This is a genomic window from Streptomyces sp. NPDC051136 (assembly GCF_044455745.1).
In the GTDB taxonomy this organism is placed as follows: domain Bacteria; phylum Actinomycetota; class Actinomycetes; order Streptomycetales; family Streptomycetaceae; genus Streptomyces.
The window spans coordinates 25,468-50,038 of record NZ_JBITFE010000010.1 but is presented as its reverse complement, the minus strand read 5'-3'; the positions used below and the strand labels follow the sequence as shown (position 1 = coordinate 50,038).

The 24,571-nt window shown below is 72.3% G+C and carries 24 protein-coding genes; 12 read left to right on the top strand and 12 right to left on the bottom strand.

From position 1 onward, the window contains the following. Window positions 1-229 precede the first annotated feature (229 nt). Both ACIBCJ_RS27330 and ACIBCJ_RS27325 read left to right on the top strand, forming a co-directional pair. The gene (locus ACIBCJ_RS27330) at window positions 230-700 is read left to right on the top strand and encodes a DUF5709 domain-containing protein (protein ID WP_365979744.1); all 471 of its coding nucleotides are present in this window, start codon (window positions 230-232) and stop codon (window positions 698-700) included. Between the two features lie 63 nt (window positions 701-763). Further along, window positions 764-1,036, top strand: a complete 273-nt coding sequence (locus ACIBCJ_RS27325) for a type B 50S ribosomal protein L31 (protein WP_362096376.1) — start codon at window positions 764-766, stop codon at window positions 1,034-1,036. A gap of 20 nt (window positions 1,037-1,056) precedes the next feature. On the opposite strand, the gene ACIBCJ_RS27320 is transcribed toward ACIBCJ_RS27325, so the two are convergent. After that, on the bottom strand, window positions 1,057-1,851 hold the full coding sequence (locus ACIBCJ_RS27320) for a metal-dependent hydrolase (RefSeq protein WP_362096379.1): 795 nt from the start codon (window positions 1,849-1,851) through the stop codon (window positions 1,057-1,059). A 145-nt stretch (window positions 1,852-1,996) separates the two neighbouring features. On the opposite strand from ACIBCJ_RS27320, the gene ACIBCJ_RS27315 reads away from it, so the two are divergent. Together ACIBCJ_RS27315 and ACIBCJ_RS27310 are read left to right on the top strand one after the other, a co-directional pair. Beyond that, window positions 1,997-4,510, top strand: a complete 2,514-nt coding sequence (locus ACIBCJ_RS27315; RefSeq protein ID WP_362096382.1) for a DUF3516 domain-containing protein — start codon at window positions 1,997-1,999, stop codon at window positions 4,508-4,510. Between the two features lie 19 nt (window positions 4,511-4,529). Beyond that, the gene (locus ACIBCJ_RS27310; RefSeq protein WP_362096385.1) at window positions 4,530-5,396 is read left to right on the top strand and encodes an acyl-CoA thioesterase II; all 867 of its coding nucleotides are present in this window, start codon (window positions 4,530-4,532) and stop codon (window positions 5,394-5,396) included. A 1-nt stretch (window position 5,397) separates the two neighbouring features. Here the strand turns inward: ACIBCJ_RS27310 and ACIBCJ_RS27305 are convergent, their stop codons facing one another. After that, window positions 5,398-6,312, bottom strand: coding sequence for a DUF6397 family protein (locus ACIBCJ_RS27305; RefSeq protein ID WP_365979743.1), 915 nt, complete (start codon window positions 6,310-6,312; stop codon window positions 5,398-5,400). Between the two features lie 136 nt (window positions 6,313-6,448). Then, complete coding sequence (locus tag ACIBCJ_RS27300) at window positions 6,449-6,862, bottom strand: roadblock/LC7 domain-containing protein (RefSeq protein ID WP_133886840.1); 414 nt, start codon at window positions 6,860-6,862, stop codon at window positions 6,449-6,451. A gap of 105 nt (window positions 6,863-6,967) precedes the next feature. Here ACIBCJ_RS27300 and ACIBCJ_RS27295 point away from each other — a divergent pair, with 105 nt between their 5' ends. Further along, the gene (locus ACIBCJ_RS27295) at window positions 6,968-7,396 is read left to right on the top strand and encodes a PPOX class F420-dependent oxidoreductase (RefSeq protein ID WP_362096392.1); all 429 of its coding nucleotides are present in this window, start codon (window positions 6,968-6,970) and stop codon (window positions 7,394-7,396) included. A gap of 34 nt (window positions 7,397-7,430) precedes the next feature. Here ACIBCJ_RS27295 and ACIBCJ_RS27290 read toward each other — a convergent pair whose 3' ends face one another. The 5 genes from ACIBCJ_RS27290 to ACIBCJ_RS27270 all read right to left on the bottom strand — a co-directional run bounded on the left by ACIBCJ_RS27290 (window position 7,431) and on the right by ACIBCJ_RS27270 (window position 12,477). Next, complete coding sequence (locus ACIBCJ_RS27290) at window positions 7,431-8,072, bottom strand: ATP/GTP-binding protein (protein ID WP_365979742.1); 642 nt, start codon at window positions 8,070-8,072, stop codon at window positions 7,431-7,433. A gap of 64 nt (window positions 8,073-8,136) precedes the next feature. After that, on the bottom strand, window positions 8,137-8,550 hold the full coding sequence (locus tag ACIBCJ_RS27285; protein ID WP_362096398.1) for a DUF742 domain-containing protein: 414 nt from the start codon (window positions 8,548-8,550) through the stop codon (window positions 8,137-8,139). A gap of 17 nt (window positions 8,551-8,567) precedes the next feature. Further along, window positions 8,568-9,005, bottom strand: coding sequence for a roadblock/LC7 domain-containing protein (locus ACIBCJ_RS27280; protein ID WP_362096401.1), 438 nt, complete (start codon window positions 9,003-9,005; stop codon window positions 8,568-8,570). Next, window positions 9,002-11,638, bottom strand: coding sequence for a nitrate- and nitrite sensing domain-containing protein (locus tag ACIBCJ_RS27275; RefSeq protein WP_365979741.1), 2,637 nt, complete (start codon window positions 11,636-11,638; stop codon window positions 9,002-9,004). Before ACIBCJ_RS27275 ends, ACIBCJ_RS27280 begins: the two co-directional genes overlap by 4 nt. Before the next feature lie 62 nt (window positions 11,639-11,700). After that, on the bottom strand, window positions 11,701-12,477 hold the full coding sequence (locus tag ACIBCJ_RS27270) for an MHYT domain-containing protein (RefSeq protein WP_365979740.1): 777 nt from the start codon (window positions 12,475-12,477) through the stop codon (window positions 11,701-11,703). A 152-nt stretch (window positions 12,478-12,629) separates the two neighbouring features. Here ACIBCJ_RS27270 and ACIBCJ_RS27265 point away from each other — a divergent pair, with 152 nt between their 5' ends. Further along, on the top strand, window positions 12,630-13,229 hold the full coding sequence (locus ACIBCJ_RS27265) for a methyltransferase domain-containing protein (RefSeq protein WP_362503032.1): 600 nt from the start codon (window positions 12,630-12,632) through the stop codon (window positions 13,227-13,229). Window position 13,230: 1 nt separating this feature from the next. Here the strand turns inward: ACIBCJ_RS27265 and ACIBCJ_RS27260 are convergent, their stop codons facing one another. After that, window positions 13,231-13,986, bottom strand: coding sequence for an alpha/beta hydrolase (locus ACIBCJ_RS27260; RefSeq protein ID WP_365979739.1), 756 nt, complete (start codon window positions 13,984-13,986; stop codon window positions 13,231-13,233). 138 nt (window positions 13,987-14,124) lie between these two features. Here ACIBCJ_RS27260 and ACIBCJ_RS27255 point away from each other — a divergent pair, with 138 nt between their 5' ends. Then, window positions 14,125-14,649, top strand: coding sequence for a PadR family transcriptional regulator (locus ACIBCJ_RS27255; RefSeq protein WP_365979738.1), 525 nt, complete (start codon window positions 14,125-14,127; stop codon window positions 14,647-14,649). Here ACIBCJ_RS27255 and ACIBCJ_RS27250 read toward each other — a convergent pair. After that, window positions 14,635-15,534 carry an oxygenase MpaB family protein gene (locus ACIBCJ_RS27250; protein ID WP_362096420.1) on the bottom strand — a complete coding sequence of 300 codons (900 nt, stop codon included), beginning with the start codon at window positions 15,532-15,534 and terminating at the stop codon, window positions 14,635-14,637. The genes ACIBCJ_RS27255 and ACIBCJ_RS27250 overlap by 15 nt on opposite strands. A 71-nt stretch (window positions 15,535-15,605) precedes the next feature. On the opposite strand from ACIBCJ_RS27250, the gene ACIBCJ_RS27245 reads away from it, so the two are divergent. Together ACIBCJ_RS27245 and ACIBCJ_RS27240 are read left to right on the top strand one after the other, a co-directional pair. Beyond that, entirely contained in the window at window positions 15,606-15,938 is a 333-nt protein-coding gene (locus tag ACIBCJ_RS27245; protein ID WP_365979899.1) for a hypothetical protein, read from the top strand. Window positions 15,939-16,079: 141 nt separating this feature from the next. Further along, complete coding sequence (locus ACIBCJ_RS27240; protein WP_365979737.1) at window positions 16,080-16,997, top strand: hypothetical protein; 918 nt, start codon at window positions 16,080-16,082, stop codon at window positions 16,995-16,997. A 66-nt stretch (window positions 16,998-17,063) separates the two neighbouring features. On the opposite strand, the gene ACIBCJ_RS27235 is transcribed toward ACIBCJ_RS27240, so the two are convergent. Then, window positions 17,064-17,246, bottom strand: a complete 183-nt coding sequence (locus tag ACIBCJ_RS27235) for a hypothetical protein (protein ID WP_362096426.1) — start codon at window positions 17,244-17,246, stop codon at window positions 17,064-17,066. 285 nt (window positions 17,247-17,531) lie between these two features. Between ACIBCJ_RS27235 and ACIBCJ_RS27230 the strand changes: the two genes are divergently transcribed. Continuing rightward, window positions 17,532-20,402 carry a DEAD/DEAH box helicase gene (locus ACIBCJ_RS27230; RefSeq protein ID WP_365979898.1) on the top strand — a complete coding sequence of 957 codons (2,871 nt, stop codon included), beginning with the start codon at window positions 17,532-17,534 and terminating at the stop codon, window positions 20,400-20,402. Beyond that, on the top strand, window positions 20,399-21,670 hold the full coding sequence (locus ACIBCJ_RS27225; RefSeq protein WP_365979736.1) for an SWF or SNF family helicase: 1,272 nt from the start codon (window positions 20,399-20,401) through the stop codon (window positions 21,668-21,670). The genes ACIBCJ_RS27230 and ACIBCJ_RS27225 overlap by 4 nt, the downstream gene beginning before the upstream one ends. Window positions 21,671-21,755: 85 nt before the next feature. Here ACIBCJ_RS27225 and xylA read toward each other — a convergent pair whose 3' ends face one another. Beyond that, on the bottom strand, window positions 21,756-22,919 hold the full coding sequence (xylA, locus tag ACIBCJ_RS27220) for a xylose isomerase (protein ID WP_365979735.1): 1,164 nt from the start codon (window positions 22,917-22,919) through the stop codon (window positions 21,756-21,758). A gap of 156 nt (window positions 22,920-23,075) precedes the next feature. On the opposite strand from xylA, the gene xylB reads away from it, so the two are divergent. Continuing rightward, window positions 23,076-24,521, top strand: a complete 1,446-nt coding sequence (gene xylB, locus ACIBCJ_RS27215; RefSeq protein WP_365979734.1) for a xylulokinase — start codon at window positions 23,076-23,078, stop codon at window positions 24,519-24,521. The last annotated feature ends 50 nt before the right edge of the window (window positions 24,522-24,571 follow it).

Below are 24,571 nucleotides of genomic sequence, written 5' to 3'. Positions count from 1 at the left end.
GTCCGCCGGGAGACGGTGGTGCCGGGAAGACGTGCCTGCCGGGTACCCGGGCGGGTGCCGTGCCGTTGCGCGCTCCCGAACGGGAGTGGAAGGCTGGAAGGAGGCACCGGCTCGAGGCAGGCCCGGGAACCGGGTGGTTCCGTGACGGGTGAGGCCTGTGCTCCGTGCAGCGGCGGCCCGCCGCGGTCCACGGCGAGAAGGGGCCGGTCCCCATTCCCTGGAGGTATCCGTGAACAGCGTCGACGGATGGGGAGATGACGTCTACCAGCCGGACGGATCCGAGCAGCGGGAGGACACCGGTCTGCTCGACGGCGAGGACACCCTGGAGGAGGACGGCGTCGACGATCCCCTCGACCGGGGCTGGTCCCCGCCCGAGCGTCCCTGGGCGGTGGAGCACACCGGTGTGACGGCCGCCGAACGTCAGCGCGGCGAAACGCTGGACCAGCGGCTCTCCGAGGAGCGTCCGGACGAGCTCGCACCCGACGGCGACGGGCTGGGCGACTCCGCCGGGACCGACGGGGAACTGCTGGACAACGAGGTCGGCGCGGGCCGTTCCGGTCGGCTCGTGGCACCCGACGAAGGGGCGCACGAGGACGAGGAGCCGGCCCTGGTCGCCATGGACGTGGGTATCGACGGCGCGGCCGCCTCCGCCGAAGAGGCCGCGATGCACGTGGTCGACGAGGACTCCCTGCCGGGCTGAGGCCCTCCGCGACGGCGGACCCGTGCCGTCGCCCCGACGATTTCTCCCGCACGAGGAGCAGCCATGCAGCAGGACAAGCACCCCGACTACCGGCCTGTCGTCTTCCGGGACCGCAGTGCCGGATACGCTTTCCTGACCCGGTCCACGGCGGTCAGCGACGAGACCATCGCCTGGGACGACGGCGAGACGTACCCGGTGGTGGACGTGGAGATCTCCTCGGAGAGCCACCCCTTCTACACGGGCAAGGCGCGGACGGTGGACTCGGAGGGGCGCGTCGCCCGCTTCGAGCGGCGCTACGGTGCGGACGAGGGACAGGAGACCGGGGAAGCCGGCTGAGCCGGCCGGGCCCGCGTCGCTCAGATGAAGTTGAGCGCCGCCGCGCCACCCACTCCCCCGAGCAGCATGAACACGGGCATCAGCACCTTGAGCTCCACCCAGCTGCCCGCCCGGAACCGCATGACCTTCGGCGGGCCGATGGGATACCAGCGCTTGCGGCCCACGGGTATCGGCCAGAGTATCGGGCAGCCCGAGACGGTCAGCGCGTCCCCGATGTCGTGCACCAGGGCCCCGAGCACGATCGGCAGCCCCAGCCACAGGTACTCCTGGCCAGGCGCGGTGAACAGCCAGTCCGCTCCGCCGTCCGTCTTGTCGAGGATGCCGGCGATGATCCACGCGCTGGTCCCGGCCAGCAGCCAGACCAGCACGTCGCTGCTGGAGCCGCGGGCGGCCCGCCAGAGCAGGCCCTCGATGGCCAGCACCATGTGCACGAAGAGGATCGCCAGCACCGCCCAGCGGCCACCTGTGATGGCCAGGGCCGACGTGCCCGCACCGATCATGACCGCCCACAGCCAGGTGTGCGTCAGCGTGCGGTGCCCGCCGGAGCGCCGCGGGTCGGCTCGCTTCTTCGTGGCCTTGTAGACGGCGTAGGACAGCTTGTCGACGATCTCGCACAGCCACCGTGAGACCGGCCCGAAGGACCGGGAAATGGTGGCCGCCTTGTGGTCGAGGTCGGGGGCCAGCGCCGCTCCGGCGCAGATCAGGGCTCCGGCGAGCAGCACGGGCCAGGGCATCGGGTGACCGGCGGCGGCGGTCGCCGCCCCGACGCCGAGCCACGCCGCGGCGCCCGACAGTGAGTGTGCTGGTCCCATCATCGCCGTTGCCCGCCCCATTCCTCGTGTGCCGCTGTGCAGTTGTCCGGGTCCGTGGTTGTCGCACCGGCGACCCAGCGTAGCGTTCGTGATCTTGCCGCCGACAGCCGATTCCCCCCTTGCGCCCCGGGGCAGGCAAGATGGGGGCGTGACCCTCATCGATCAGCTGCCGCGGACCGCCGACCCCGATGCCCTGTACGAAGCCTTCGAGGCGTGGGCCCGGGAACGCGGTCTCACGCTCTACCCCCATCAGGAGGAGGCGCTGATCGAGGTGGTCTCCGGTGCGAACGTGATCGTGTCGACGCCCACCGGCTCCGGCAAGAGCATGATCGCGGCGGGTGCGCACTTCGCGGCGCTGGCCCGGGACGAGGTCACCTTCTACACGGCTCCGATCAAGGCGCTGGTGTCGGAGAAGTTCTTCGAGCTGTGCAAGATCTTCGGCACCGAGAACGTGGGCATGCTGACCGGCGACGCCTCCGTGAACTCCGACGCCCCCGTCATCTGCTGCACGGCAGAGGTGCTGGCCTCCATCGCCCTGCGTGACGGCAAGCACGCGGACATCGGCCAGGTCGTCATGGACGAGTTCCACTTCTACGCGGAGTCCGACCGCGGCTGGGCCTGGCAGATTCCCCTGCTGGAGCTGCCGCAGGCCCAGTTCGTGCTGATGTCGGCGACGCTCGGCGACGTCTCCTTCTTCGAGAAGGACCTCGCGCGCCGTACCGGCCGCCCCACCGCGGTGGTCCGCTCGGCCACCCGTCCGGTGCCCCTGTCCTACGAGTTCCGCTACACCCCGCTCACCGAGACCCTCACCGACCTGCTGGCGGCCCGGCAGGCGCCCGTGTACATCGTGCACTTCACCCAGGCGCAGGCCGTGGAACGGGCGCAGGCGCTGATGAGCATCAACATGTGCACGCGTGAGGAGAAGGAGCGGATCGCCGACCTGATCGGCAACTTCCGTTTCACCACGAAGTTCGGCCGCAATCTCTCCCGCTACGTGCGGCACGGCATCGGGGTGCACCACGCCGGCATGCTGCCCAAGTACCGGCGGCTGGTGGAGAAGCTCGCGCAGGCCGGTCTCCTGAAGGTGATCTGCGGAACGGACACGCTGGGAGTGGGCGTCAACGTACCGATCCGGACGGTGCTGTTCACCGCGCTGACCAAGTACGACGGCACCCGGGTCCGGACGCTGCGGGCGCGGGAGTTCCACCAGATCGCCGGCCGGGCCGGGCGCGCCGGGTTCGACACGGAGGGGTTCGTGGTCGCGCAGGCGCCCGAGCACGTCGTCGAGAACGAGAAGGCCCTCGCCAAGGCCGGCGACGATCCGAAGAAGCGGCGCAAGGTCGTCCGGAAGAAGGCTCCCGAGGGCTTCGTCGCCTGGTCGGAGAGCACGTTCGACAAGCTCATCGGCTCCGAGCCGGAGCCGCTGACGTCCCGCTTCAGGGTCACGCACACCATGCTGCTGTCGGTGATCGCCCGTCCCGGTGACGCCTTCTCCGCGATGCGGCACCTGCTGGAGGACAACCACGAGCCGCGCAGGCAGCAACTGCGGCACATCCGGCGCGCGATCGCCATCTACCGCTCCTTGCTGGACGGCGGCATCGTGGAGAAGCTCGACCAGCCGGACGCCGAAGGACGCATCGTGCGGCTCACGGTGGACCTGCAGCAGGACTTCGCGCTGAACCAGCCGCTGTCCACGTTCGCCCTGGCCGCCTTCGAACTGCTGGATCCGGAGTCGCCGTCGTACGCGCTGGACATGGTGTCGGTCGTGGAGTCCACGCTGGACGATCCGCGGCAGATCCTCGCGGCCCAGCAGAACAAGGCCCGTGGTGAGGCCGTGGCCGCGATGAAGGCGGACGGCGTCGAGTACGAGGAGCGCATGGAGCGCCTCCAGGACGTCACGTACCCGAAGCCCCTGGAGGAGCTGCTCTTCCACGCCTACGACACGTACCGCAGGAGCCACCCCTGGGTCGGCGACCACCCGCTGTCCCCGAAGTCGGTCATCCGGGACATGTACGAGCGGGCGCTGACCTTCACGGAACTCGTCTCCCATTACGAACTGGCCCGCACCGAAGGCATCGTGCTGCGCTACCTGGCCAGCGCCTACAAGGCCCTGGACCACACCGTCCCGGACGACCTGAAGTCCGAGGACCTGCAGGACCTGATCGAGTGGCTCGGCGAGATGGTGCGCCAGGTCGACTCCAGTCTCCTCGACGAGTGGGAGCAGCTCGCCAATCCGGAGGAGATGACGGCCGAGGAGGCCCAGGAAAAGGCCGATCAGGTACGGCCGGTCACCGCCAACGCGCGCGCCTTCCGGGTCCTGGTCCGCAACGCCATGTTCCGCCGTGTCGAACTGGCCGCCCTCGACCAGGTCGGTGAGCTGGGTGAGATGGACGCCGACGCGGGGTGGGACGCCGACGCGTGGGGCGAGGCCCTGGACAAGTACTGGGACGAGTACGACGACCTCGGCACCGGGCCCGACGCCCGCGGGCCGAAGCTGCTGGTCATCGAGGAGGAGCCGCAGAACGGGCTGTGGCGCGTACGGCAGATCTTCGACGACCCGAACGACGACCACGACTGGGGCATCAGTGCGGAGGTGGACCTCACCGCCTCCGACGCGGAGGGCCGTGCGGTCGTCCGTGTCACCGATGTCGGCCAGCTGTGAGCACAGGAGAACTTCACCCATGACGAATCCGGCCGAGAGCCTCGTCGACCTGCTCGACCTGGAGCAGATCGAGGTCAACATCTTCCGTGGCCGCAGTCCCGAGGAGTCACTGCAACGTGTCTTCGGCGGCCAGGTGGCCGGCCAGGCGCTGGTCGCCGCGGGCCGCACCACCGACGGCGACCGCCCGGTCCACTCCCTGCACGCGTACTTCCTGCGTCCCGGCCGCCCCGGCGTGCCGATCGTGTACCAGGTCGAACGGGACCGGGACGGGCGGTCGTTCACCACCCGCAGGGTCACCGCGGTGCAGCAGGGCCGCACGATCTTCACGCTCACCGCCTCCTTCCACAAGCCTGAGCAGGGGAGTTTCGAGCATCAGCTGCCGCCGGCCCGCAAGGTCCCGGATCCGGAGTCGCTGCCGACGGTCACCGAAGAGGTGCGCGAGCACCTGGGCGCGCTGCCGGAGCAGTTGGAGCGGATGGCCCGCCGCCAGCCCTTCGACATCCGCTACGTCGACCGGCTGCGCTGGAGCGCCGACGAGGTCGAGGGTTCCGAACCCCGCAGCGCGGTGTGGATGCGCGCGGTCGGCCCGCTGGGCGACGATCCGCTCGTGCACACCTGCGCCCTGACCTACGCCAGCGACATGACGCTCCTGGACGCCGTGCGCATCCCGGTGGAGCCGCTGTGGGGGCCCCGGGGCTTCGACATGGCGTCGCTGGACCACGCCATGTGGTTCCACCGGCCGTTCCGGGCGGACGAGTGGTTCCTGTACGACCAGGAGTCCCCGATCGCGACCGGTGGCCGCGGCCTGGCCCGCGGACGGATCTACGACACGGAAGGACGCATGCTGGTGTCGGTCGTCCAGGAAGGGCTGTTCCGGGCCCTGTAGGTCACGAGTCTCTGCGCCGGAGCCGGCCCAACAGGCCGCTCAGCCGTCCCGGGCGGGCCGTTTCACGCGGCGTCGGCCGCTCCGTCTCGGGCGGCATCGTATGCGGCCGGGGGGCCGGGCTCTGCCGGCGGGCCGATGCCACCGCCTCCGCGAGGTCCGAGCGGAGCCAGGCGATCTCGTCCGGGCCGGAGGCCGTCGCGATCTCCTCGGCCAGCCGTGCGGCCGGGGATGCCGGCGAGCCGTGGGCCACCGGTGCGGGGCGCAGCCGGAGCAGATGGAGGCGCTCGTGGGGGTCGCCGACGATGTCCGAGACGTCGTCGGCGTCGAGCAGCGAGGCCACGGCGGCGGCCCGGGCCCACGGGTCGTCGGCCTGGCGGAGCAGGAAGCCCAGCTGCCTTCCCCGCCAGTTGCGGGGACGCAGGTCCAGCCCTTCCCTCAGTTGGTCCCGCAGCCCTTCGGGCGCACGGCCCTTCAGCAGCACGGCGTTGCGCTCGTCGTGCTTGAACTGCCGTAGCTCTTCGGCCAGATACAGCCAGACGACGGTGCGGTACCGGTTCACGTGGAACCTGACGGGCACCAGGAGTCCCAGCCGTGCCAGACGAGTGAGCCGCGCTCCGGTCACCTCCATGAGGGCCGCGCCCTCCGTGGTCCCGACGGTCCGGACCTCGGCCCGGAGCCGCTCGGGAAAGCCGTCCGCCGCCCGGATCCGGTCGATCTCGTCGCGGGGGACGCGCCGTCCCCCTCCTCCTTCGCCGGGCGTCGTACGGATTCGGCCGAGGAGCACGGCGAGGTTGAACTCATCCCGCCTGAGGCCCAGTTCCCGTGCCGCGCGCGTCGGCGCGAGTGAGGGGTCCCGGGTCGTCCCGGCCCGCTCGCAGGCCGCGGTGGTCTTGTGCGTGACGGTGTTGCCGGACATGGTTCGTCTCCCCCGTGGAGCGTGGCAGGTGCCGTTCGCACCCGCTGACACCAAAACCGTAGCCGTGTCCGCGTTGTCCGTTCCAGCCCTGTGGACAACTCTGCGGCGGCGCCCGACGGAGCGACGAATCCCCAGCTCAGAGCTCTGTGGGCGTTATTCGTCCCGGCTGCCGCGCATCGACGTCGAGATGCTCGCCCACCCGGTTCACCAGCAGTGTCATCTCGTACGCGATCTGTCCGATGTCGGCCTCCGCTCCGCTGAGCACGCACAGGCAGCTGCCCGAGCCCGCCGCGGTGACGAACAGCACGGCGTCGTCGAACTCGACCATCGTCTGCCGTACCTGGCCGGCGCCGAAGTGGCGGCCCGAGCCCTTGGCGAGGCTGTGCAACCCGGACGAGACGGCGGCGAGGTGCTCGGCGTCCTCACGTCGCAGGCCCGTACTCGCCCCGGTCACCAGTCCGTCGTTGGACAGGACCAACGCGTGCCGTACGTGCTCGACGCGCGCGGTCAGGTCGTCGAGCAGCCAGCCGAGTCCCTGGTTGTGCACCATGGTCCGATCTCCCCGTGTCTCCCCGTACGTGTAGCCTCCCCCTGGCCGGGGGACCCGTCCGCCAGCCTTCCCCACGCCCGTGCTCCGGGCAAGGAGGATGGGGGCATGGCACAGAAGATGACCGATGAGGAATGGCGGGCCTTCGTCTCTGACGGCACCCGCACCGGGAAGCTCTCGACCGTTCGGGCCGACGGCAGGCCGCACGTGGCGCCCGTCTGGTTCCTGCTTGACGGGGACGATCTGGTGTTCAACACCGGCAAGGACACCGTGAAGGGGCGCAATCTGGTCCGTGACGGTCGTATCGCGCTGTGTGTGGACGACGACCGGCCGCCCTTCGACTTCGTGGTGTTGCAGGGGCGTGCGCGAATCTCGGAGGACCCGGGCGAGCTGCGGCACTGGGCCGCCCGCATCGGCGCCCGGTACATGGGTGAGGAACGCGCCGAGGAGTTCGGGGCACGCAACGGTGTCCCGGGTGAACTCCTCGTCCGTGTCACCGTGGACAAGGTGCTGGCCCAGAAGTCGGTGGCGGACTGAGACCGGGGCACGCCTGCCCCGGCCGCGGTCGCGGTCATCGCACGGAGTCGAGGAGCCGGGCGGTGTGCATCCGCCCGGCGTACTCGACGAGCCGGATGAGCACCTCCTTCCCCGAGTTCCGGTCCCGGGCGTCACACAGCACCACGGGCGTCCCCGGATCGAGGTCGAGGGCGCGCAGCACGCTGTCGGTGTCGTGCCGGCGTGCTCCCGTGAAGCAGTTCACGGCCACCACGAACGGGATGTGCCGGTGCTCGAAGTAGTCGACCGCGGGAAAGCAGTCCGCCAGGCGCCGGGTGTCCGCGAGGACGACGGCGCCTAGCGCGCCCTGCGCCAGTTCGTCCCAGAGGAACCAGAACCGGTCCTGTCCGGGAGTGCCGAAGAGGTACAGGGAGAGGCCGGACCTGATGGTGATGCGGCCGAAGTCCATGGCGACGGTCGTGGTGACCTTGCGGTCGATGCCGTCGGTGTCGTCCACCAGCCGCCCGGCCTCGCTGAGCAGTTCCTCCGTGCGCAGCGGTCGGATCTCGCTGACCGCGCCCACCAGAGTGGTCTTGCCCACGCCGAACCCTCCGGCGACCAGGATCTTCAACGCCAGCGCACTCGTGTCGTCGTCGGGGGCGTCGGAACGTTCGGAGCGTTCGGAGCGTTCGGAGCGTTCGGAGCGTTCGGAGGGCATCGATCACTTCTCTCGCTGCGGGTGGTCGTGCACGTGCGTGCGGGTCACGGTTTTCACGGGTTCTCTAAAGGGCGCGCAGTCCGTCGATCACTTCGCGCAGGATCCGTTCGTCGGGCAACTGCGCCGGCGGCACGGGACGGCTGACGGTGACGGACCCCAGCTCCACCAGATCTCCGAGGAGCACTCGGACGACGCCCACGGGCAGGTCGGCGTCGGCGGCGAGTTCGGCGACCGACTGGGTTTCCGTCCGGCACAGGTCGATCAGTGTCCGGTGTTCCGGTCCCAGCGCGCCGTCGCCGGCGTCCGGTGCGCCGACGGCACGCGTGACGAGGGCGATCAGATCGAACCGCACTCCGGCGGGGCCGGGCCGGGTGCGGCCGCCGGTCATCGCGTAGGGGCGGACGAGGGGCCCGGCCTCGTGGTCGTACCACTGGCTGCCCGGCCCTTCCCGGCCGCCGCCCGCGCTGTCCTCGGTCATCCGTGAGGCCCTTCCGGTCATCCGCCGAAGGGCGGCCGCGCGGCAGCACGCGGTGCGGTGCGCAGGTGTTCGCCGACGCGTCTGACCAGCCGTGCCATCTCGTAGGCCACGAGGCCGATGTCGGCGGTCACGGCGGTGAGGACCGCGATGCAGGAGCCGTCTCCGGCGGCGGCCACGAACAGGAAGCCGTCGTCCATCTCGACCATGGTCTGGCGCACACCGCCCGCGCCGAAGTGCCGCCCCGCGCCCTTGGCCAGACTGTGGAAACCCGACGCGACGGCGGCGAGGTGTTCGGCGTCTTCGCGGCCGAGGCCGTTCGACGCGCCGACGGCGAGGCCGTCGTTCGACAGCACCACGGCGTGCCGTACCTCGTGCACCAGCCCGACGAGGTCGTCCAGCAGCCAGTCGAGTTCACGGGTCCGGCGGGTGGCGCCCGTGCCGGGATTGCGGATCATGCCGGGTCTCCTTCGGTGCTGTTGCCGGTCGGCGGGGCCGCTCGGCCGGGGTGACGGCCGCCGCCTCGCGACCACCCGTCGCGGTAGGCGGTCATGCGGTCCCGTACGGCTTCGGGGGTGCGTTCCTCGTCCTCACGCGGCCGGCCGGGCCGGACCGGTTCCACGGGACCGGCTTCGCGCAGCTGGGGGGCGAGGCTGGCCTGCCGTACCCGCCGGGGAAGCTCTCCGGACTCCCCCGCCGGACGCGGCGCTCGACGGTCGTCGCTCTTCGCGGGGTCGTCGTCGGCGCCGGGACGGCTGGTGGCGTCGCGGGGCTCGGAAGCGTCGGACGGCCGGTGCAGTCGCAGCGCGGGCACTCCCGGAGGCCGACCCTGCGCAGACGCGGTGGCGGGCGTCGCCGCCGGTACGGCGGACGTCAGCGCGGGCCGGTCGACCGGTGCGGGAGCCGACTCCTGCTGCCCGGTGGCGTCGGTCACGCGCGTGAACAGCTGTTCTTCGGCCTCGGCCGCCTCGTGTGCCGCCGCGGAACGGGTCGCCGTCGTCTCGCCGTGCAGGAGCCCGGTGGGCAGCAGGACGACCGCGGTGGTGCCGCCGTAGGGGGATGCCTTGAGGTGCACCCTGATGTCCTGCCGGGCGGCCAGCCGGCTGACGACGAACAGGCCGAGCCGGTCGCTGTCGAACAGGTCGAGCGTCCCGGACCGTGTGATGCGGTGGTTTGCCTCGGCGAGGGTGTCCTTGCCCATGCCGAGGCCGCGGTCCTCCACCTCGATCGCGTAGCCGTTGCCGACGGGTTCGCCGGTGACGCGCACGCGCGTGTGGGGTGGTGAGAACTGGGCGGCGTTCTCGATGATCTCGGCCAGGAGGTGGATGACGTCGGCGACGGCCGCGCCGGTGACGTGCGCCTCGGGAAGGTGGCGCACCTCCACCCGCGCGTAGTCCTCCACTTCGGACACGGCGGCACGGACCACGTCGGTCAGGGAGACCGGCATGCGCCAGGCCCGGCCGGGTGCGGCGCCGGAGAGGATGATCAGGCTTTCGGCGTGGCGCCGCATGCGGGTGGTGAGGTGGTCGAGGCGGAAGAGGTCACCGAGTTCGTTCGGATCGTCGGAGCGGCGTTCCATGCTGTCCAGCAGGCTCAGTTGGCGGTGGACGAGGATCTGGCTGCGGCGGGCGAGGTTGACGAAGACCCCGGCGATGCCGTCGGCGAGTTCGGCGCGTTCAACCGCCGCGCGCAGGGCGGCCCGGTGCACGGTGCCCAGCGCCTCGGCGACCTGCCCGGCCTCGTCCTCGGCGAACGGCCGCGGCGGCGCCTCGGACCGGATGTCGATCTCCTCTCCGGCGCGCAGCCTGCGCATGGCCTCGGGGAGTTTGTGCCGGGCGATCTCCAGGGCGCTGTTGCGCAGGCGCACCAGCTCGACCACCAGGTCACGGCCGATGCGGACGGAGATGACCAGGGACGTGGCGACGGCGAGGAGGCCGAACAGGACCGCGGCCCCTGCCGAGGTGAGCACACCGCGGGTGAACGGGTCGGCCCGGTCGGCGGCCGAGCGTCCGGCGTCCTGCTCGATCGCCCGCATGCCGTCCCGTACGCGCGCGTGGGCGTCGTCCCAGGTGGACCGGGGCACCGTCGCCTCGACCGCCGGTCGTCGCGCAGCGCCGTCGAGCAACCGCTCCTCCGCGGCTCCCACCGTCGTGTACGCGCTGCCGCCCGCCAGTTCCTGCCAGGCGGCGCGCTCGGCGCCGCGCAGGTCCACGACGGCGGACTCGGTCAGCGCCCGGCGGGTGTCGACGGCGCCGGTGAACAGGCGCAACCGCTCACCGGCGAGCCCGCCGGAGAGCCGGGCACCGGCCAGCAGGGCGTCTTCCTGGGCCAGTGCCTCGCCCGCGCGGGCGAATTCGACCAGCACGCGCGCGTCGGATCCCGGCTCGGCGCCCTGGACTCCGCTCAGCGCGCCGCCCACGGGGAAGGCCGCCGAGATGGCCGTCGTGTAATGGCGGTAGGTCTCCTCCCAGTCCGCGCGGTGGTCGAGTACGGCGGTGCGCAGCGGGCCCAGCCTCTCCGCGCCGGTGACGAACGCCTCCAGCCGCCGGGCCACCGCGGCCGGCAGTTCCTCGCTGTCGGCGACGGTGTGACGGTCGCCCAGCCGCAGCTTCGCCACCGCGCGGTCGGTGCGCGCGGACCGTTCCCGGTAGTCGGCGGCGGGAACCGACGAGGGATCGGTGGCGTGGCGGACGGCCGCGGACCGTTCGGCCTGCAGGGCGGCGACGGCGGCGCCGACCGGGGCGCGGACACGGGCGTCCACGCGTTGGGCCTGCCGCAGCCGTGAGACGTCCTGGGCGGTGGTGACGGTGGCGTACGCCCACAGGGCCAGCAGGGACACGACGGGCACCATCAGGAGGCAGACGATCCTGGCGCGCACGGTGCGGGGGCGCACCCGTCCGGGCCACGCACGCGTGGTGAATGCGCCGTGCGCCCTGTCCCCGGAATCTGCCGGGCCCTCTCCCGCAAGCTCTGCCGGGCCTTCGTCGGCGGGTGGTCCGGCGTGGGCGCGACGACCGCGTGCGGACGGCTGCGCCGGAGTGGCGCCGCCTGAATCGGGCGTGCGGGCGGGGTTGCCACGGGTCGGGCGCATGGCCTCCTCACTCGGGCCGGGGTCAGTGCGTTGTCGCGGGATCCTCCCGCCCGGGGCCGCCGTCACGGGGCGGTGCTCCCTGCGGGGCGCTGCCGGGCCGAGGCGGACGCCTCGCGCTCCCCGGCCGTCGGCGACAGCGCGACGAAGGCCGATGTCAGGAAGAGGTACGACCCGAGGCCGACGGCAAGGGGGAAGATGAACTGCTTGGCGGTGGCCCCGGGCAGCGTCTCCCCCGAGGGCGTGACCCGCACGCTCACCGCGAACATGCCGGTGTAGTGCATGCTGCTCACCGCGGCTCCCATGATCAGCGAGGCGAGGACGACCGCGAGAGGCGATTCGGTGTTCAGCGCCGCCCACAGGGCCGCGGTGGCGGCTGCGACGGCGATGAGCACGGAAAGCGCGACGCGCACCGGGTCGTAGCTCACCTCGCCGTGCAGCCGCATGGCCGCCATGCCGAGATAGTGCATGCTCGCCACGCCGATCCCCGTGGTGAGACCGCCGAGCAGAAGTGCTCGCACACGGTGGCGGCCGTAGCCGACGGCGAAGACGCCGACGCACACGACGAGCACGGCGACGAGCAGACTCACGAGGGTGAGCGGTACGTCGTACCGGATGTCGGTGCCTTCCACGCGGAAGCCGAGCATGGCCACGAAGTGCATCGTCCAGATGCCCGTGCCGATCGCCGAGGCCGCGGTCAGGAGCCAGTTGCGGCGGACGCGCCCGGTGGCGGCCAGCGCGCGCACGGTGCAGCGCAGTCCGAGGGCGGCGCCGATGCAGGCCATCGCGTACGACAGCGCGGGGGTCAGCCAGCCGAGGGCGGCGTGGTCCAGGTGTCCCATGGCCCCGGGACGCTAGTCCCGGACCGGGCGCATCACGGGGGCGCATTTCGAAAGGTGTTGTTATCTGACACCGAGGAGCGCTGGAACGATCGCGTCACGCTCGAACGTGTGCGCCGCGACGCCGTCCGTGCCCTTGGGGGATCATGCGAGGCATGAGCGACGACCACACGCACGTTCAGGAATTCTTCGGCTCCCGGGCCGCCGACTGGGACCGCCGCTTCCCCGACGACGGTCCGGCCTACGCGGCCGCGGTCGCCGGTCTGGGGCTCCGTGAGGGTGATCGCGTGCTCGACGCGGGATGCGGCACCGGACGCGCCCTGCCGCCGTTGCGCGCCGCCGTGGGACCGTCGGGACTGGTCGTCGGGGCCGATCTGACCCCCGCGATGCTTCAGGCCGCCGTTCGGGCCGGAAGGGACGGTGACGGGCGTCTGGTGCTGGCGGACGTGGCCGCGCTGCCACTGCGTTCGCGGTCGCTCGACGCGGTGTTCGCCGCGGGCCTCATCGCTCACCTGCCCGATCCGGCAGCCGACCTGCGGGAGTTGGCCCGCGTGGTGCGCCCCGGCGGCGTGCTGGCACTGTTCCACCCGGTCGGCCGGGCGGCCCTCGCGGCCCGGCAGGGGCGGCGCCTCACACCGGACGACCTGCGCGCCGAGCACAATCTCCGTCCGCTGCTGGCCGGTTCGGGGTGGGAGGTGACGGCCTACGTCGACGAGGACGCCCGGTTTCTGGTCCGGGCGACCCGCGCGTCCTGAGTCAGCGCCGCCCTGCGACCAGCGCCGCGAACGCGTCCGGGCGGTCGAGCATGACGTTGTGCCCGGCCCCCGGCACCGTGGTCACGCGCACGCCCGCGGTCTCCAGAGCCTCCCGGCCCTCCACCTCACCGCTGCGCTCGCCCTGGATGTACACGCGCTCGATCGCGAGTCCTTCGAGGAGGGTGCGCGGGGCAGGATCCGACCCTCGGCAGAGTCCGACGGCGGAGCGGTGCAGGGCGCGGGGATCGGCGAGCCGCATCGTCGCCGCCCACGGGGGGCCGACTTCCTCCAGCACGCGCGCGTGGCCGCCGTCGACGAAGTCGTCCTCCTCGTACGAGGCGATGATGCTGCTGCCGGCGGTCGGCGGCGGGGGCGCGTCGAGGTTGGCCTCCGTGAGGACGAGGCGGGAGACCAGGAGCGGCCGCCGGTGGGCGAGGAGGACGGCGACGGCGCCCCCCATGCTGTGCGCGACCAGTTCGACGCCGGTCAGTCCGGTCGCGTCCAGCACGGCGGCCAGCGCGTCGGCGTGGTCGGTGAGGGTGTAGCCGAAGTCCTCGGGGCGGTCGCTGATCCCGTGGCCGGGCAGGTCGACGAAGAGGCTGCGACGGCCCGCCAGTTCGGCCCGGGCCGCGATGTGGGCGTGGTAGACGGACGAGACCGAGCCGAGCCCGTGCACGTACACCCGCGCGGGCTCCTCCCCGGGCGTCTCCGTCCAGCGGACCACACTTCCCCTGCCGTCGAAGCGCACCTCGTTCATACCGTCCCCCTGTGCCGCGTCTGGTTCCGTGCCGTGTCTCGTTGTCCTTGCCCGCCGACAATACATCGCTACCGATGTATTCATCTACCGATGTACACCGGCGCATCAGTCGGGAGGGCGGTGGAGGATAATGCGGGCATGCTGGAGCTCGCCGTCCTCGGTTTCCTCTACGACGCCCCGCTGCACGGCTACGAGCTGCGCAAGCGCATCACCGCGCTGACAGGACACGTCCGTCCGGTCGCCGAGAGCACGCTCTACCCCGCGATCAAGCGTCTGGAGAAGGCGGGCCTCCTGGCGCGCACCACGCAGCCCGGGTCCGTGGCAGCGCCGCGTCACGTTTTGACCCTCACCGAGGAGGGCCGGCGGGAGCTGCGTCGACGGCTCGCGGAGCCCGGCCAGCGCGACATCACCGACGAGAACCGCTGGTTCACCGTGCTCGCCTTCCTCCGGCACCTTGACGACGCCGCAGCCCAGGCCGCCGTGCTGCGCCGCCGCCTGGCCTTCCTGGAGGAGCCCGCGAGCTTCTTCTACGACGGTGACCGGCCGCTGGGCGCCGAAGAACTGGAGGACCCCTTCCGACGTGGCGTGCTGATCGTCGCCCGGGCCACCTCTCGGGCCGAACTCAGCTGGCTGCGGGAGACGATCGCCTCACTCGACGGCTGACGTGTCGATACCGCGGACCGGACAGCCCCGGACGCCGGGGATCGGGCGGGTGCCCAGCTCCGCCAGCCGGTAGCCGTTCGGGTAGCCCTTGATCTCCCGGTTCTGACGGGCATGGTGCGGAGCGCGCCTGGGTGGCAGCAGACGGACCGCGCGCCCGCGCAGTCTGACGGCCCGGCGCACGACCGCCCGCGTGACGGGGCCCGGCGGGGCGTAGCCGAAGGCCCGCAGGAGGGAATCGTCGAGCAGGGCGAGAGTCCCCGTCCGCAGCAGCGGTGCGAGGGGGCGGGGGTACCAGGAAGCCATGAGGTCGAGGGTGGCGTCCGAGACGCGGCGTCCGCCCTCGTCCCGGGCGAAGTGCGCCTCCTCGTAGGCGTCGAGACAGGTTTCGAATTCCTCGTAGGTGCCGGGAAGGTCTCTGATGCCCATGTGCCGTCCGAGCGTGCGGTAGTGGACGGCTGAGGCGACGGCCTCGTGGCGCGACATCCTGCGCCACCCGTAGGCGTCGATCCAGCGTTTGGGGATGACGACGAACGTGCACAGGACGTACCGCATGTCGTCGTTGCTGATGTCGTAGCTGCGGTGCATCCGGTTGATGCGCCGGATCGCCGTGCGGCCCTGCTCGCTGTCGAAGCCGTGCTCGACGACGGCGTCGAGCAACAGTGCCGTGTCGTCGTACCGCTTCTGCGGCCGCTCGGTGAACTCCGCCGTCTCGGCGAGCAGTCGGCCGATGCTCGGCACGGCGTAGGTGCGGTAGAGCGCCAGTTCCAAAGCGCGGGCGAAATCCCAGGGGAACTCGTAGGCCGAGGACAGCCGGTAGATCTCCGAGGCGTCCGCGTGCGGGTCCATGCTCCTGATCCGTGCCAGTAGCGCGAAGCGCCGCGTCATCGCCGCCCCCTTCTGCCGTCGGGGCCTCAACTCTACGTTGGACAGCGGAAGACGCACCGTCAAGCCGAGTGATGACAAGGGATTGGGTGGTCCGCTTGTTCAGCAGAATCCTTGAGGCCTGGGACAGATCTCGCACCGCTCGGCGTACGGAAGCGGGGCAGGACGGGAAGGCGGGCGGCGGGGCACGGTCGCACAACCTGTTCGAGGCCGCTGCCGCCTACATCGCGGCGTGCGTGGACGACGACCAGGACCGGATCGACGAGGCGGCGGGCCGTGTCTCGCCGGAGGCCCTCTCGTTCGGGGTGAACGAACTGGCGTGCCGGGCCGTGATCGCGCTCGCGCGGGAACGGGACGAGTCTCCGGAGACGGTGGCTCGCGCGCTTCTCGGCCTGCCCGCGAACTGAGCGTGGCAGGCCGGTGGCCGGTGGTCGATTCGCCCCCGTCCAGCCGGAAAACTGCAGCTCGCGTGCGTCTGGACGTCGTGACAAGGGCTTCCCGGGCGCACTAGGGTGCCCGCCATTGGACGAACCGATGGGGAGGCTGGGATGGCAGGGACGGACGAGGACGCCGTCGCCGCCGCGGACGATGCGCTCTATGTGCTCACGGCGGTGCTGCTGACGCCGGCGAAGTTCCCGAGTGTGCTGGGCGACGACTATCCGGAGGCGTGCGCCGCGCTCGGGCTGCCACCGCTGGCCGACGGCTACGGCCTGGTGCTCGGCCAGGACGGTGACGGCGCCCGGTGGACCGTCGTCGTCGACGACGTCTCGCTGGTCGCCGTCGCCGTGGCGTCGTGGGACTGCGGCATGGAGTACGACCTGTCGCCGGACGAGCGCACGGTCGTCACCGCGCTGCCGGGCTGGCCGCTCGCGGTCGCGGTGGCGGCGCCGGGCGTGCCCCTGCCGCACGATCCGGGTCCCGAGTCCGCCGATCAGCCCGCGCTGCGCCCGCCGGACACCACCGTCTGGGGGCCGGCGCAGCGCCGTCTGGGGGCGGACGAGATCGCCCTGCAGTGGGCCCAGTGGCGGGAGCAGATCGACGACGCCGAGTTCCCGGCGCCGGACGGCGGTGCCGGTTCCGCGGGCGGTGCCGCTGGCGAGGACGGGCAGGCCGGAGCGGGCGGCGGCGCGGACGCACCGGCCGACGGCACGGACGGGGCCGACGCCACGGGCGATCGGGCCGGCGCGGAATCCAGCGGCCACAACGGCGTCCGGCGGGTGCTGGCGGAGGCCCGCGCCTACGTCGACACGCCGCCGCCGCTCGGCCGGGTCCGCTCGTCGTTCGCCCCGGGAGACGCGCGGACGCTGCGTGCGGACGGTCCCGGCTGGTCGCTCGTCGCCAGGACCGACGACATCGCCTTCGTCCTGCTCGACGACGAGCCCGGCGAGGTCCTCCCGGTGGGACGGGGACCGTCCCTGCCGGGTCTCCTCGAAGCGCTCGACAAGATGGCCGTGCGTCCGAGCTGACCAGGCACACGGAAGGCACCCCCTCCGGAAGCAGAGGGAACCGCGGGTCGTCGCGGCGTCAGCGCCTCAACGGCCTATCTCCTTGCGCGAGACGCGCCGCAGCCTGCGCCGCTGCGAGGGATCGAGCGCGAGGTAGGCGGCGGCCGGGACTCCCAGCACGATCAGCAGGGCGGCCCACCAGGGCAGCCAGATCAGCAGGACGAGTCCGGCCGCCACACCGCCCGCTGCGACCTTGGCGTTGTTCGACATGGTGTCGCCTCCTTCGCGGCCACTGCCGCTCTCTGTATCGAAAACGGGCCCGCGCTCCCGGCAGTTCCGTACCGTGACCCTGAGAACACCCTGAGAACCGACCCCTACGTGACCTGAAGGCCCCGCCGAAGTCCGGATGAACTGGCCCGGCGACGGGAGGCGTCGAGGTACCACCTCCCCCCTCTGAACAGTGACCCATGCCACATCCGGATCGCACCTCAGACTAACAGCGGTGGGGTATCATCGGCCGCCGCATCCCAACTAGTCAAATTTGAGGAATCCATCATCGCTGCGCAGAACGCTTCTCTCACCTCCTCAGAGATCTCCGCACTCGCCGACTGCTGCGCTGTTTTTCTGCCCGGCGACCCAGGTCGCACCGGCACCGTCGCGTTCTGGCGGCCCGACGGCGAAACGCCCGGCACCGTCCCCGCCGGAGGTCCGGAACACCCTTGCCTGACCGTCGTACTGCCGGACGGCGAGGGTGTGGAGGCGGTGAGCGTGCCGGCCGTGCTGCTGCCGGTGCGGGCCGCCCTGCCGGTGCTCACACGCGCGCGTGCCGGCGCGCACGGCCACCGGGCGTCGGCCTTCTGGGGTGCGGTCGCCGTCGAGGCCCTGCACCTCGTGGCGCGCGGGCTGTTGTTGCCCGGACTGTCCGTGGGCGGGCACGACGCGTGGCGGGTGGGTCCGCTGGGCGCGGAGGAGACGGAGCGGATCCGCCATCTCGCCGCCGCCATGCCACCGGAGGCCGGGGCGGTCCCGGTCCACGGTGCCGTTCCCCCGAGGCTGCCCGACCCCGAGAGCCTGGTGCGGTCCTTCCTGGACGCCGTCGCGGACACGCTGCCCCGCTCCCCCGCCGCCGAACTCCTGACAGCGGGACCCGCCTACGCCTCACGGGAGCCACGGCGCTCACCCGAACTGCGCGAGTGGGCCGCGGACGTCGCCGCGGGGCACGACACGGGTGTGCGGCTGTCCCTGCGTATCGAGGTGCGGGGACTGTCGGCCAAGGCTCCCCGGGACGCCCGGCCGACCTTCCGCGCGGTGCCCCAGGTGCACAGTGTCCGCGATCCGGCCCGGGTCGCGGACCTCACCGAGGTGTGGGCCGGCACCGTGGGCGACGCGTTCGGCACGCGCGCGCGGATGGACGCCCTGCTCGCCCTGCGCCGGGCGGCACGGGCCTGGCCCTCCCTCGGGCCTCTGCTGTCGGCGGCCGTACCGGACGTCGTCGACCTCACCGACGAAGAGGTGACCGAGCTTCTCGGGGCGGGCTCCTCCGCGCTCGCCGGCGCGGGAGTCGACGTGCACTGGCCGAGGGAGCTGGCGCGCGAGCTGACGGAGCGCGCCGAGGTCGGACCGCCGGACGACACGCCGGGCACCCGCGCGGACCTGTCCGAGGCCGGCCCGTCGTTCTTGTCCGCCGACGCCCTGCTCGCCTTCAACTGGACGTTCGCCGTCGGCGGTGAGGGCCTCACACGCGAGGAGCTGGATCTGCTGGCCGAGGCCGACCGCCCCCTCGTGCGGCTTCGCGACCGGTGGGTGCTCGTCGACCCCGAGGAGGCTCACCGTGCCCGTGCCCGGCAGGACCACAAGGTCACGCCGGTCGACGCGCTCGCCGTGGCTCTGACGGGTTCCACGGAGGTCGGCGGACGCCGTGTGGAGGTGCGCCCCACGGGGTGGCTGGCGACCCTGCGGGAGCGCCTCGCCGACCCCGAGGCGCAGGCGAGCGTGGAGCAGCCCGCCGCCCTCCGTGCCACGCTGCGCGACTACCAGCGACGGGGCCTCAACTGGCTGGTCCGCATGACGTCGTTGGGACTGGGCTGCTGTCTGGCCGACGACATGGGGCTCGGGAAGACCATCACCCTCATCGCCCTGCATCTGCACCGGCAGACGGACGCCGACGCCGCGGGCCCCACTCTGGTGGTCTGCCCGACCTCCCTCATGGGCAACTGGCAACGGGAGATCGAGCGGTTCGCGCCCGGCACGCCGGTGCGTCGCTTCCACGGCACCCGCCGCGACCTCGACGGCCTGGCGGACGGCGAGTTCGTGCTGACCACCTACGGCACCATGCGCCTGGACAGCGACCGGCTTTCGGCCGTCTCGTGGGGCATGGTCGTGGCGGACGAGGCACAGCACGTGAAGAACCCTTACTCCGAGACCGCCCGGCAGTTGCGTTCCATCGGCGCACGCGCGCGCGTGGCGCTCACCGGCACACCTGTGGAGAACAACCTCTCGGAGCTGTGGGCCGTCCTCGACTGGGCCACCCCGGGACTGCTCGGGACTCTCGGTACCTTCCGCCGGCATCACGCCCAGGCCGTCGAGGGCGGACAGGACCCGGCGGCGGCGGAGCGACTGGCCCGGCTCGTGAGCCCGTTCCTGTTGCGACGCCGCAAATCGGACCCGGGCATCGCACCGGAGCTGCCGCCGAAGACCGAGACGGACCATCCCGTGTCGCTGACCCCGGAACAGACGGGCCTGTACGAAGCCGTGGTGCGCGAGGCACTCGCGGAGATCGCGGCGGCCGACAGCATGGCGCGACGCGGCATGATCGTGAAGCTGCTGACGGGCCTCAAGCAGATCTGCAACCATCCGGCGCAGTACCTCAAGGAGGACCGACCGAGGATCACCGGCCGCTCCGGGAAGCTGGAACTCCTGGACGAACTGCTCGACACCATCCTCGCCGAAGGGGCGAGCGTGCTGGTCTTCACGCAGTACGTGCAGATGGCGCGGCTCCTGGAACGGCATCTGGCCGCACGCGGCGTGTCGTCGCTGTTCCTGCACGGCGGCACGTCCGTGACGGCACGGGAGTCGCTGGTGCGGCGGTTCCAGGACGGTGAGGTGCCGGTCTTCCTGCTGTCGCTGAAGGCGGCGGGAACCGGCCTGAACCTCACGCGCGCGGAACACGTCGTGCACTACGACCGCTGGTGGAACCCCGCCGTCGAGGCACAGGCCACCGACCGCGCCTACCGCATCGGCCAGACGCGCCCGGTGCAGGTGCACCGGATGATCGCCGAAGGGACCATCGAGGACCGCATCGCCGCCCTGCTGAACCGCAAGAGGGAACTCGCCGACGCCGTCCTGGGCACGGGCGAGGCGGCACTCACGGAACTGACGGACGCGGAACTGGCCGACCTGGTCGAGCTGCGAGGGGGTACGCGATGACTCGGTACGACAACGACGTGGAACGGACGTTCGTCGCCCTGCCGCCCGCGCAGGGACGGGGCTTCGCCCAGACCTGGTGGGGTCGCGCCTGGCTGAAGGCGCTGGAGGACGCGGCCATGGACGCGGCGCAGGTGAAGACGGGGCGGCGGCTCGCGCGCGCGGGAGCGGTCGGTGCGGTGTCGGTACGGCCGGGGCGCATCACCGCGATCGTTCAGGACCGGGACCGCACGGCGCATCGGGCCGACGTCCTGTGGGGGCAGCTCTCCGACACCCAATGGGATCACTTTGTCGACATGGCGATCGAGCGGTCGGGGCACGTGGCGGCGCTGCTCGACCGTGACATGCCGCCGCACCTCGTGGAGGACGCCGCGGCGGCCGGCATCGACCTGCTGCCGGGCATGGGCGACCTGGAACCGGAGTGCGACTGCGGCGCCTGGGACCACTGCGGGCACACGGCGGCGCTCTGCTACCAGGTCGCCAGGCTGCTGGACGAGGACCCCTTCGTCCTGCTGCTGATGCGGGGGCGTGCGGAGAGCGCCGTACTCGACGCCCTCCAGGCGCACGTCGCCCGGCCCGCGGAGACGGTCGCACCCGGGACGGAAGGGGTGGACGCCGCCGAGGCGTACGCGGCGGGGCAGCTGCTGCCCCCGTTGCCCGCGCCGCCCGGGCTCCGGGAGGGGCCGGGGGCACCGCCGTCGCTGGACACCGAGGCGGCGCCCCCGCCCGGCGTCGACCCGTCGGGGCTGGCCCTGCTGGCGTCCCGGACGGCGACGGAGGCCCACCGCCTGCTCGCCGAGGCGCTGCGCGACGGGCACGACCGGCACGCCGTGGCTTGTGAGCCGACCGTGGCGCAGGACGCGGTGCGCCTGGCCGCGGGGGAAGATCCCGCACCGGAGGTGCTGGACCGTCTCTGCGCGGGGTCGGGGCGGACCCGGGAGGCTCTGGCCGTGGCCGTGCGCGCGTGGCGGCTGGGGGGTGCGGCCGCTCTGTCCGTGCTCGATGAGGAGTGGGCGGTTAAGGGCGACACGCTGGCACGCGCGCGTGCGGTTCTGGAGTCGGCCTGGGAGGAGGGCGAGCACCCCTCGTTGCGGGCGCGGGCCAACCGGTGGACCGTCGCCGACGCGCCGCACCAGCTGCGCCTGGACCGCGACGGGCGCTGGTGGCCGTACCGCCGGGAGCACGGCCGGTGGGTCCCCGCCGGCGGCGCGAGCCAGGACCCCGCGACGGCCCTGGCCTCGGCGGCGCACGCGCCCGGTGACGACACCTGACACGAGCACGGAAGGAAGTCTCCTACGGGCTCCGGCCCCGCCCGGGAAGGGCGGGGCCGGAGTGTTCGCACGGGGACCGAAGTGATCAGCGGGCGCCGAGCAGGTGGTCCATGGCGAGCTGGTCGAGGTGCTCGAAGGCCATACCCCGCGCCGCGGCCGCGTCCACGTCGAAGGTGTCGTAGGCGCTCCGGTCGGCCAGCAGAGCCGCGAGACCGTCCTCGGCGGTCGGACGGGCCAGCTCGTCCAGCCGGGCCGCGGCCAGCGCCTCCTGCACCTGGGGGTCGGCGCGGAAGGCGGCCGCCCGGTCCTTGAGGATCAGGTAGTTGCGCATGCAGCCGGCCGCCGACGCCCAGACGCCGTCGAAGTCCTCGGTCCGCGGCGGCTTGAAGTCGAAGTGCCGCGGCCCGGCGTACCCGGCCCGCTCCAGCAGATCGACGAGCCAGAAAGCGGCCCGCAGGTCGCCCGCGCCGAACCGCAGGTCCTGGTCGTACTTGATGCCGGACTGGCCGTTGAGGTCGATGTGGAAGAGCTTGCCCGCCCACAGCGCCTGGGCGATGCCGTGGGGGAAGTTCAGACCGGCCATCTGCTCGTGGCCGACCTCCGGGTTCACGCCGTAGAGCTCCGGCCGCTCGAGGCGCTCGATGAACGCGAGGGCGTGACCGACGGTCGGGAGCAGGATGTCGCCGCGCGGCTCGTTCGGCTTCGGCTCGATCGCGAACTTCAGGTCGTAGCCCTGCTCGGTGACGTACTCGCCCAGCAGGTCGAAGGCCTCCTTCATGCGGTCCAGGGCGTCCCGCACGTCCTTGGCCGCGCCGGACTCCGCACCTTCGCGGCCGCCCCAGGCGACGTAGACGCTCGCGCCCAGCTCGACCGCCAGGTCGATGTTGCGGATCGTCTTGCGCAGCGCGTAGCGGCGCACGTCCCGGTCGTTCGCCGTGAAGGCGCCGTCCTTGAACACCGGATGCGTGAACAGGTTCGTCGTCGCCATCGGCACCTTCATGCCGGTCGCGTCCAGCGCCTGCCGGAAGCGCTTGATGTGTCCCTCGCGCTCGGCGTCGCTCGACCCGAACGGGATCAGGTCGTCGTCGTGGAACGTGACGCCGTAGGCGCCCAGCTCCGACAGACGCCGCACCGACTCCGCCGGGTCCAGGGCCTGCCGGGTGGCATCACCGAACGGGTCACGGCCCTGCCAGCCGACCGTCCACAAACCGAAAGTGAACCTGTCCTCGGGAGTGGGCTGGTAGTTCATTCCGCGGCTCCTCACTCGCTGCCGATCAATCGCTGCCGACTATTTCGTCATGGCGCTTTACAAATTAGTATGCACACACGGTCCTGGGAAGGGACAAGGTGTCCCCGAAGGAGTGAGTCCGGGTCACAGGACCCGCCGAAGAGGGAGAGAAGCCCGATGTCAGCAGCCGAGGGTCCGCTCGTCGTCGGTGTGGACACGTCCACCCAGTCCACCAAGGCACTGGTCGTGGACGCGGCCACCGGCCGGGTCGTCGCGAGCGGCCAGGCACCGCACACCGTGTCGTCCGGGGCCGGCCGTGAGAGCGATCCCCGCCAGTGGTGGGACGCGCTGGGCGAGGCGCTGGCCCAGTGCGGCGACGCCGCCCGTGAGGCTGCCGCCGTGTCCGTCGGCGGGCAGCAGCACGGACTGGTCACGCTGGACGCGCAGGGTGAGCCGGTGCGCCCCGCCCTGCTGTGGAACGACGTGCGCTCGGCCCCGCAGGCCCGCCGTCTGATCGACGAGCTGGGCGGCGCCAAGGCGTGGGCGGAACGCACGGGAAGTGTCCCCAGCGCTTCCTTCACGGTCACCAAGTGGGCGTGGCTGACCGAGCACGAGCCGGACGCGGCCCACGCGGTGAAAGCGGTACGGCTCCCCCACGACTACCTCACCGAGCGCCTCACCGGCGAGGGCACCACCGACCGCGGTGACGTGTCCGGCACCGGCTGGTGGGCGTCGGGCACGGAGGAGTACGACGAGGGAATCCTCGCGCGCGTGGGGCTCGATCCGGCGTTGCTGCCCCGGGTGGTGCGGCCCGGCGAGGTGGCGGGCACCGTGCGCGACGGCCACGGCCTGCCGTTCGCCAAGGGCACCCTGGTCGCCGCCGGCACCGGCGACAACGCCGCTGCCGCGCTGGGCCTCGGCCTGCGTCCCGGCGTGCCCGTGATGAGCCTGGGCACCTCAGGCACGGTGTACGCCGTGTCGCAGCGCCGGCCCGCCGACCCGACCGGCACCGTGGCGGGCTTCGCCGACGCGCGCGGCGACTGGCTGCCGCTGGCCTGCACCCTCAACTGCACGCTCGCCGTCGACCGTGTCGCGGCCCTGCTGAACCTGGACCGGGAAGGGGTCGAGCCGGGCTCCGGTGTGACGCTCCTGCCCTTCCTGGACGGCGAGCGCACACCGAACCTCCCGCACTCCTCCGGGCTCCTGCACGGGCTGCGCCACGACACGACCGCGGGCCAGCTGCTCCAGGCCGCCTACGACGGCGCCGTCCATTCGCTGCTCGGCGCGCTCGACCTGGTCCTCGACGCCGACGCGGACCCTTCCGCGCCGCTGCTGCTGATCGGTGGCGGTGCCCGGGGAGCGGCCTGGCAGCAGACCGTACGACGGCTGTCCGGACGCCCGGTCCAGATCCCGGAGGCCAGGGAACTGGTCGCGCTCGGTGCCGCGGCACAGGCGGCCGGCCTGCTCACGGGCGAGGACGCGGCCGCGGTCGCCCGGCGCTGGAACACGGCGGCCGGTCCGGTGCTCGACGCCGTGGAACGGGACGGGGCGACGCTGGAGAGGATCACCGGGGTACTCTCCGACGCGGCACCGCTGCTGGAACGGGACGCGTCCTCCCGCTGAGGGCACGCTCGTCACGGCTGCGGCCGCCGACGGACGGTACGCGACCGGTT

What these genes read in the sequence shown, in the direction of transcription:
- ACIBCJ_RS27280 (WP_362096401.1), bottom strand. Translation starts at nt 9,005, where the DNA reads ATGATCCGCAATCCCGGCACGGGCGCCACCCGCCGGACCCGTGAACTC.
- xylB (WP_365979734.1), top strand. Translation starts at nt 23,076, where the DNA reads ATGTCAGCAGCCGAGGGTCCGCTCGTCGTCGGTGTGGACACGTCCACC.
- xylA (WP_365979735.1), bottom strand. Translation starts at nt 22,919, where the DNA reads ATGAACTACCAGCCCACTCCCGAGGACAGGTTCACTTTCGGTTTGTGG.
- ACIBCJ_RS27250 (WP_362096420.1), bottom strand. Translation starts at nt 15,534, where the DNA reads ATGACGCGGCGCTTCGCGCTACTGGCACGGATCAGGAGCATGGACCCG.
- ACIBCJ_RS27235 (WP_362096426.1), bottom strand. Translation starts at nt 17,246, where the DNA reads ATGTCGAACAACGCCAAGGTCGCAGCGGGCGGTGTGGCGGCCGGACTC.
- ACIBCJ_RS27305 (WP_365979743.1), bottom strand. Translation starts at nt 6,312, where the DNA reads ATGTCCGGCAACACCGTCACGCACAAGACCACCGCGGCCTGCGAGCGG.
- ACIBCJ_RS27255 (WP_365979738.1), top strand. Translation starts at nt 14,125, where the DNA reads ATGCTGGAGCTCGCCGTCCTCGGTTTCCTCTACGACGCCCCGCTGCAC.
- ACIBCJ_RS27240 (WP_365979737.1), top strand. Translation starts at nt 16,080, where the DNA reads ATGGCAGGGACGGACGAGGACGCCGTCGCCGCCGCGGACGATGCGCTC.
- ACIBCJ_RS27300 (WP_133886840.1), bottom strand. Translation starts at nt 6,862, where the DNA reads ATGGTGCACAACCAGGGACTCGGCTGGCTGCTCGACGACCTGACCGCG.
- ACIBCJ_RS27290 (WP_365979742.1), bottom strand. Translation starts at nt 8,072, where the DNA reads ATGCCCTCCGAACGCTCCGAACGCTCCGAACGCTCCGAACGCTCCGAA.
- ACIBCJ_RS27265 (WP_362503032.1), top strand. Translation starts at nt 12,630, where the DNA reads ATGAGCGACGACCACACGCACGTTCAGGAATTCTTCGGCTCCCGGGCC.
- ACIBCJ_RS27270 (WP_365979740.1), bottom strand. Translation starts at nt 12,477, where the DNA reads ATGGGACACCTGGACCACGCCGCCCTCGGCTGGCTGACCCCCGCGCTG.
- ACIBCJ_RS27310 (WP_362096385.1), top strand. Translation starts at nt 4,530, where the DNA reads ATGACGAATCCGGCCGAGAGCCTCGTCGACCTGCTCGACCTGGAGCAG.
- ACIBCJ_RS27260 (WP_365979739.1), bottom strand. Translation starts at nt 13,986, where the DNA reads ATGAACGAGGTGCGCTTCGACGGCAGGGGAAGTGTGGTCCGCTGGACG.
- ACIBCJ_RS27245 (WP_365979899.1), top strand. Translation starts at nt 15,606, where the DNA reads ATGACAAGGGATTGGGTGGTCCGCTTGTTCAGCAGAATCCTTGAGGCC.
- ACIBCJ_RS27225 (WP_365979736.1), top strand. Translation starts at nt 20,399, where the DNA reads ATGACTCGGTACGACAACGACGTGGAACGGACGTTCGTCGCCCTGCCG.
- ACIBCJ_RS27320 (WP_362096379.1), bottom strand. Translation starts at nt 1,851, where the DNA reads ATGATGGGACCAGCACACTCACTGTCGGGCGCCGCGGCGTGGCTCGGC.
- ACIBCJ_RS27295 (WP_362096392.1), top strand. Translation starts at nt 6,968, where the DNA reads ATGGCACAGAAGATGACCGATGAGGAATGGCGGGCCTTCGTCTCTGAC.
- ACIBCJ_RS27275 (WP_365979741.1), bottom strand. Translation starts at nt 11,638, where the DNA reads ATGCGCCCGACCCGTGGCAACCCCGCCCGCACGCCCGATTCAGGCGGC.
- ACIBCJ_RS27285 (WP_362096398.1), bottom strand. Translation starts at nt 8,550, where the DNA reads ATGACCGAGGACAGCGCGGGCGGCGGCCGGGAAGGGCCGGGCAGCCAG.
- ACIBCJ_RS27325 (WP_362096376.1), top strand. Translation starts at nt 764, where the DNA reads ATGCAGCAGGACAAGCACCCCGACTACCGGCCTGTCGTCTTCCGGGAC.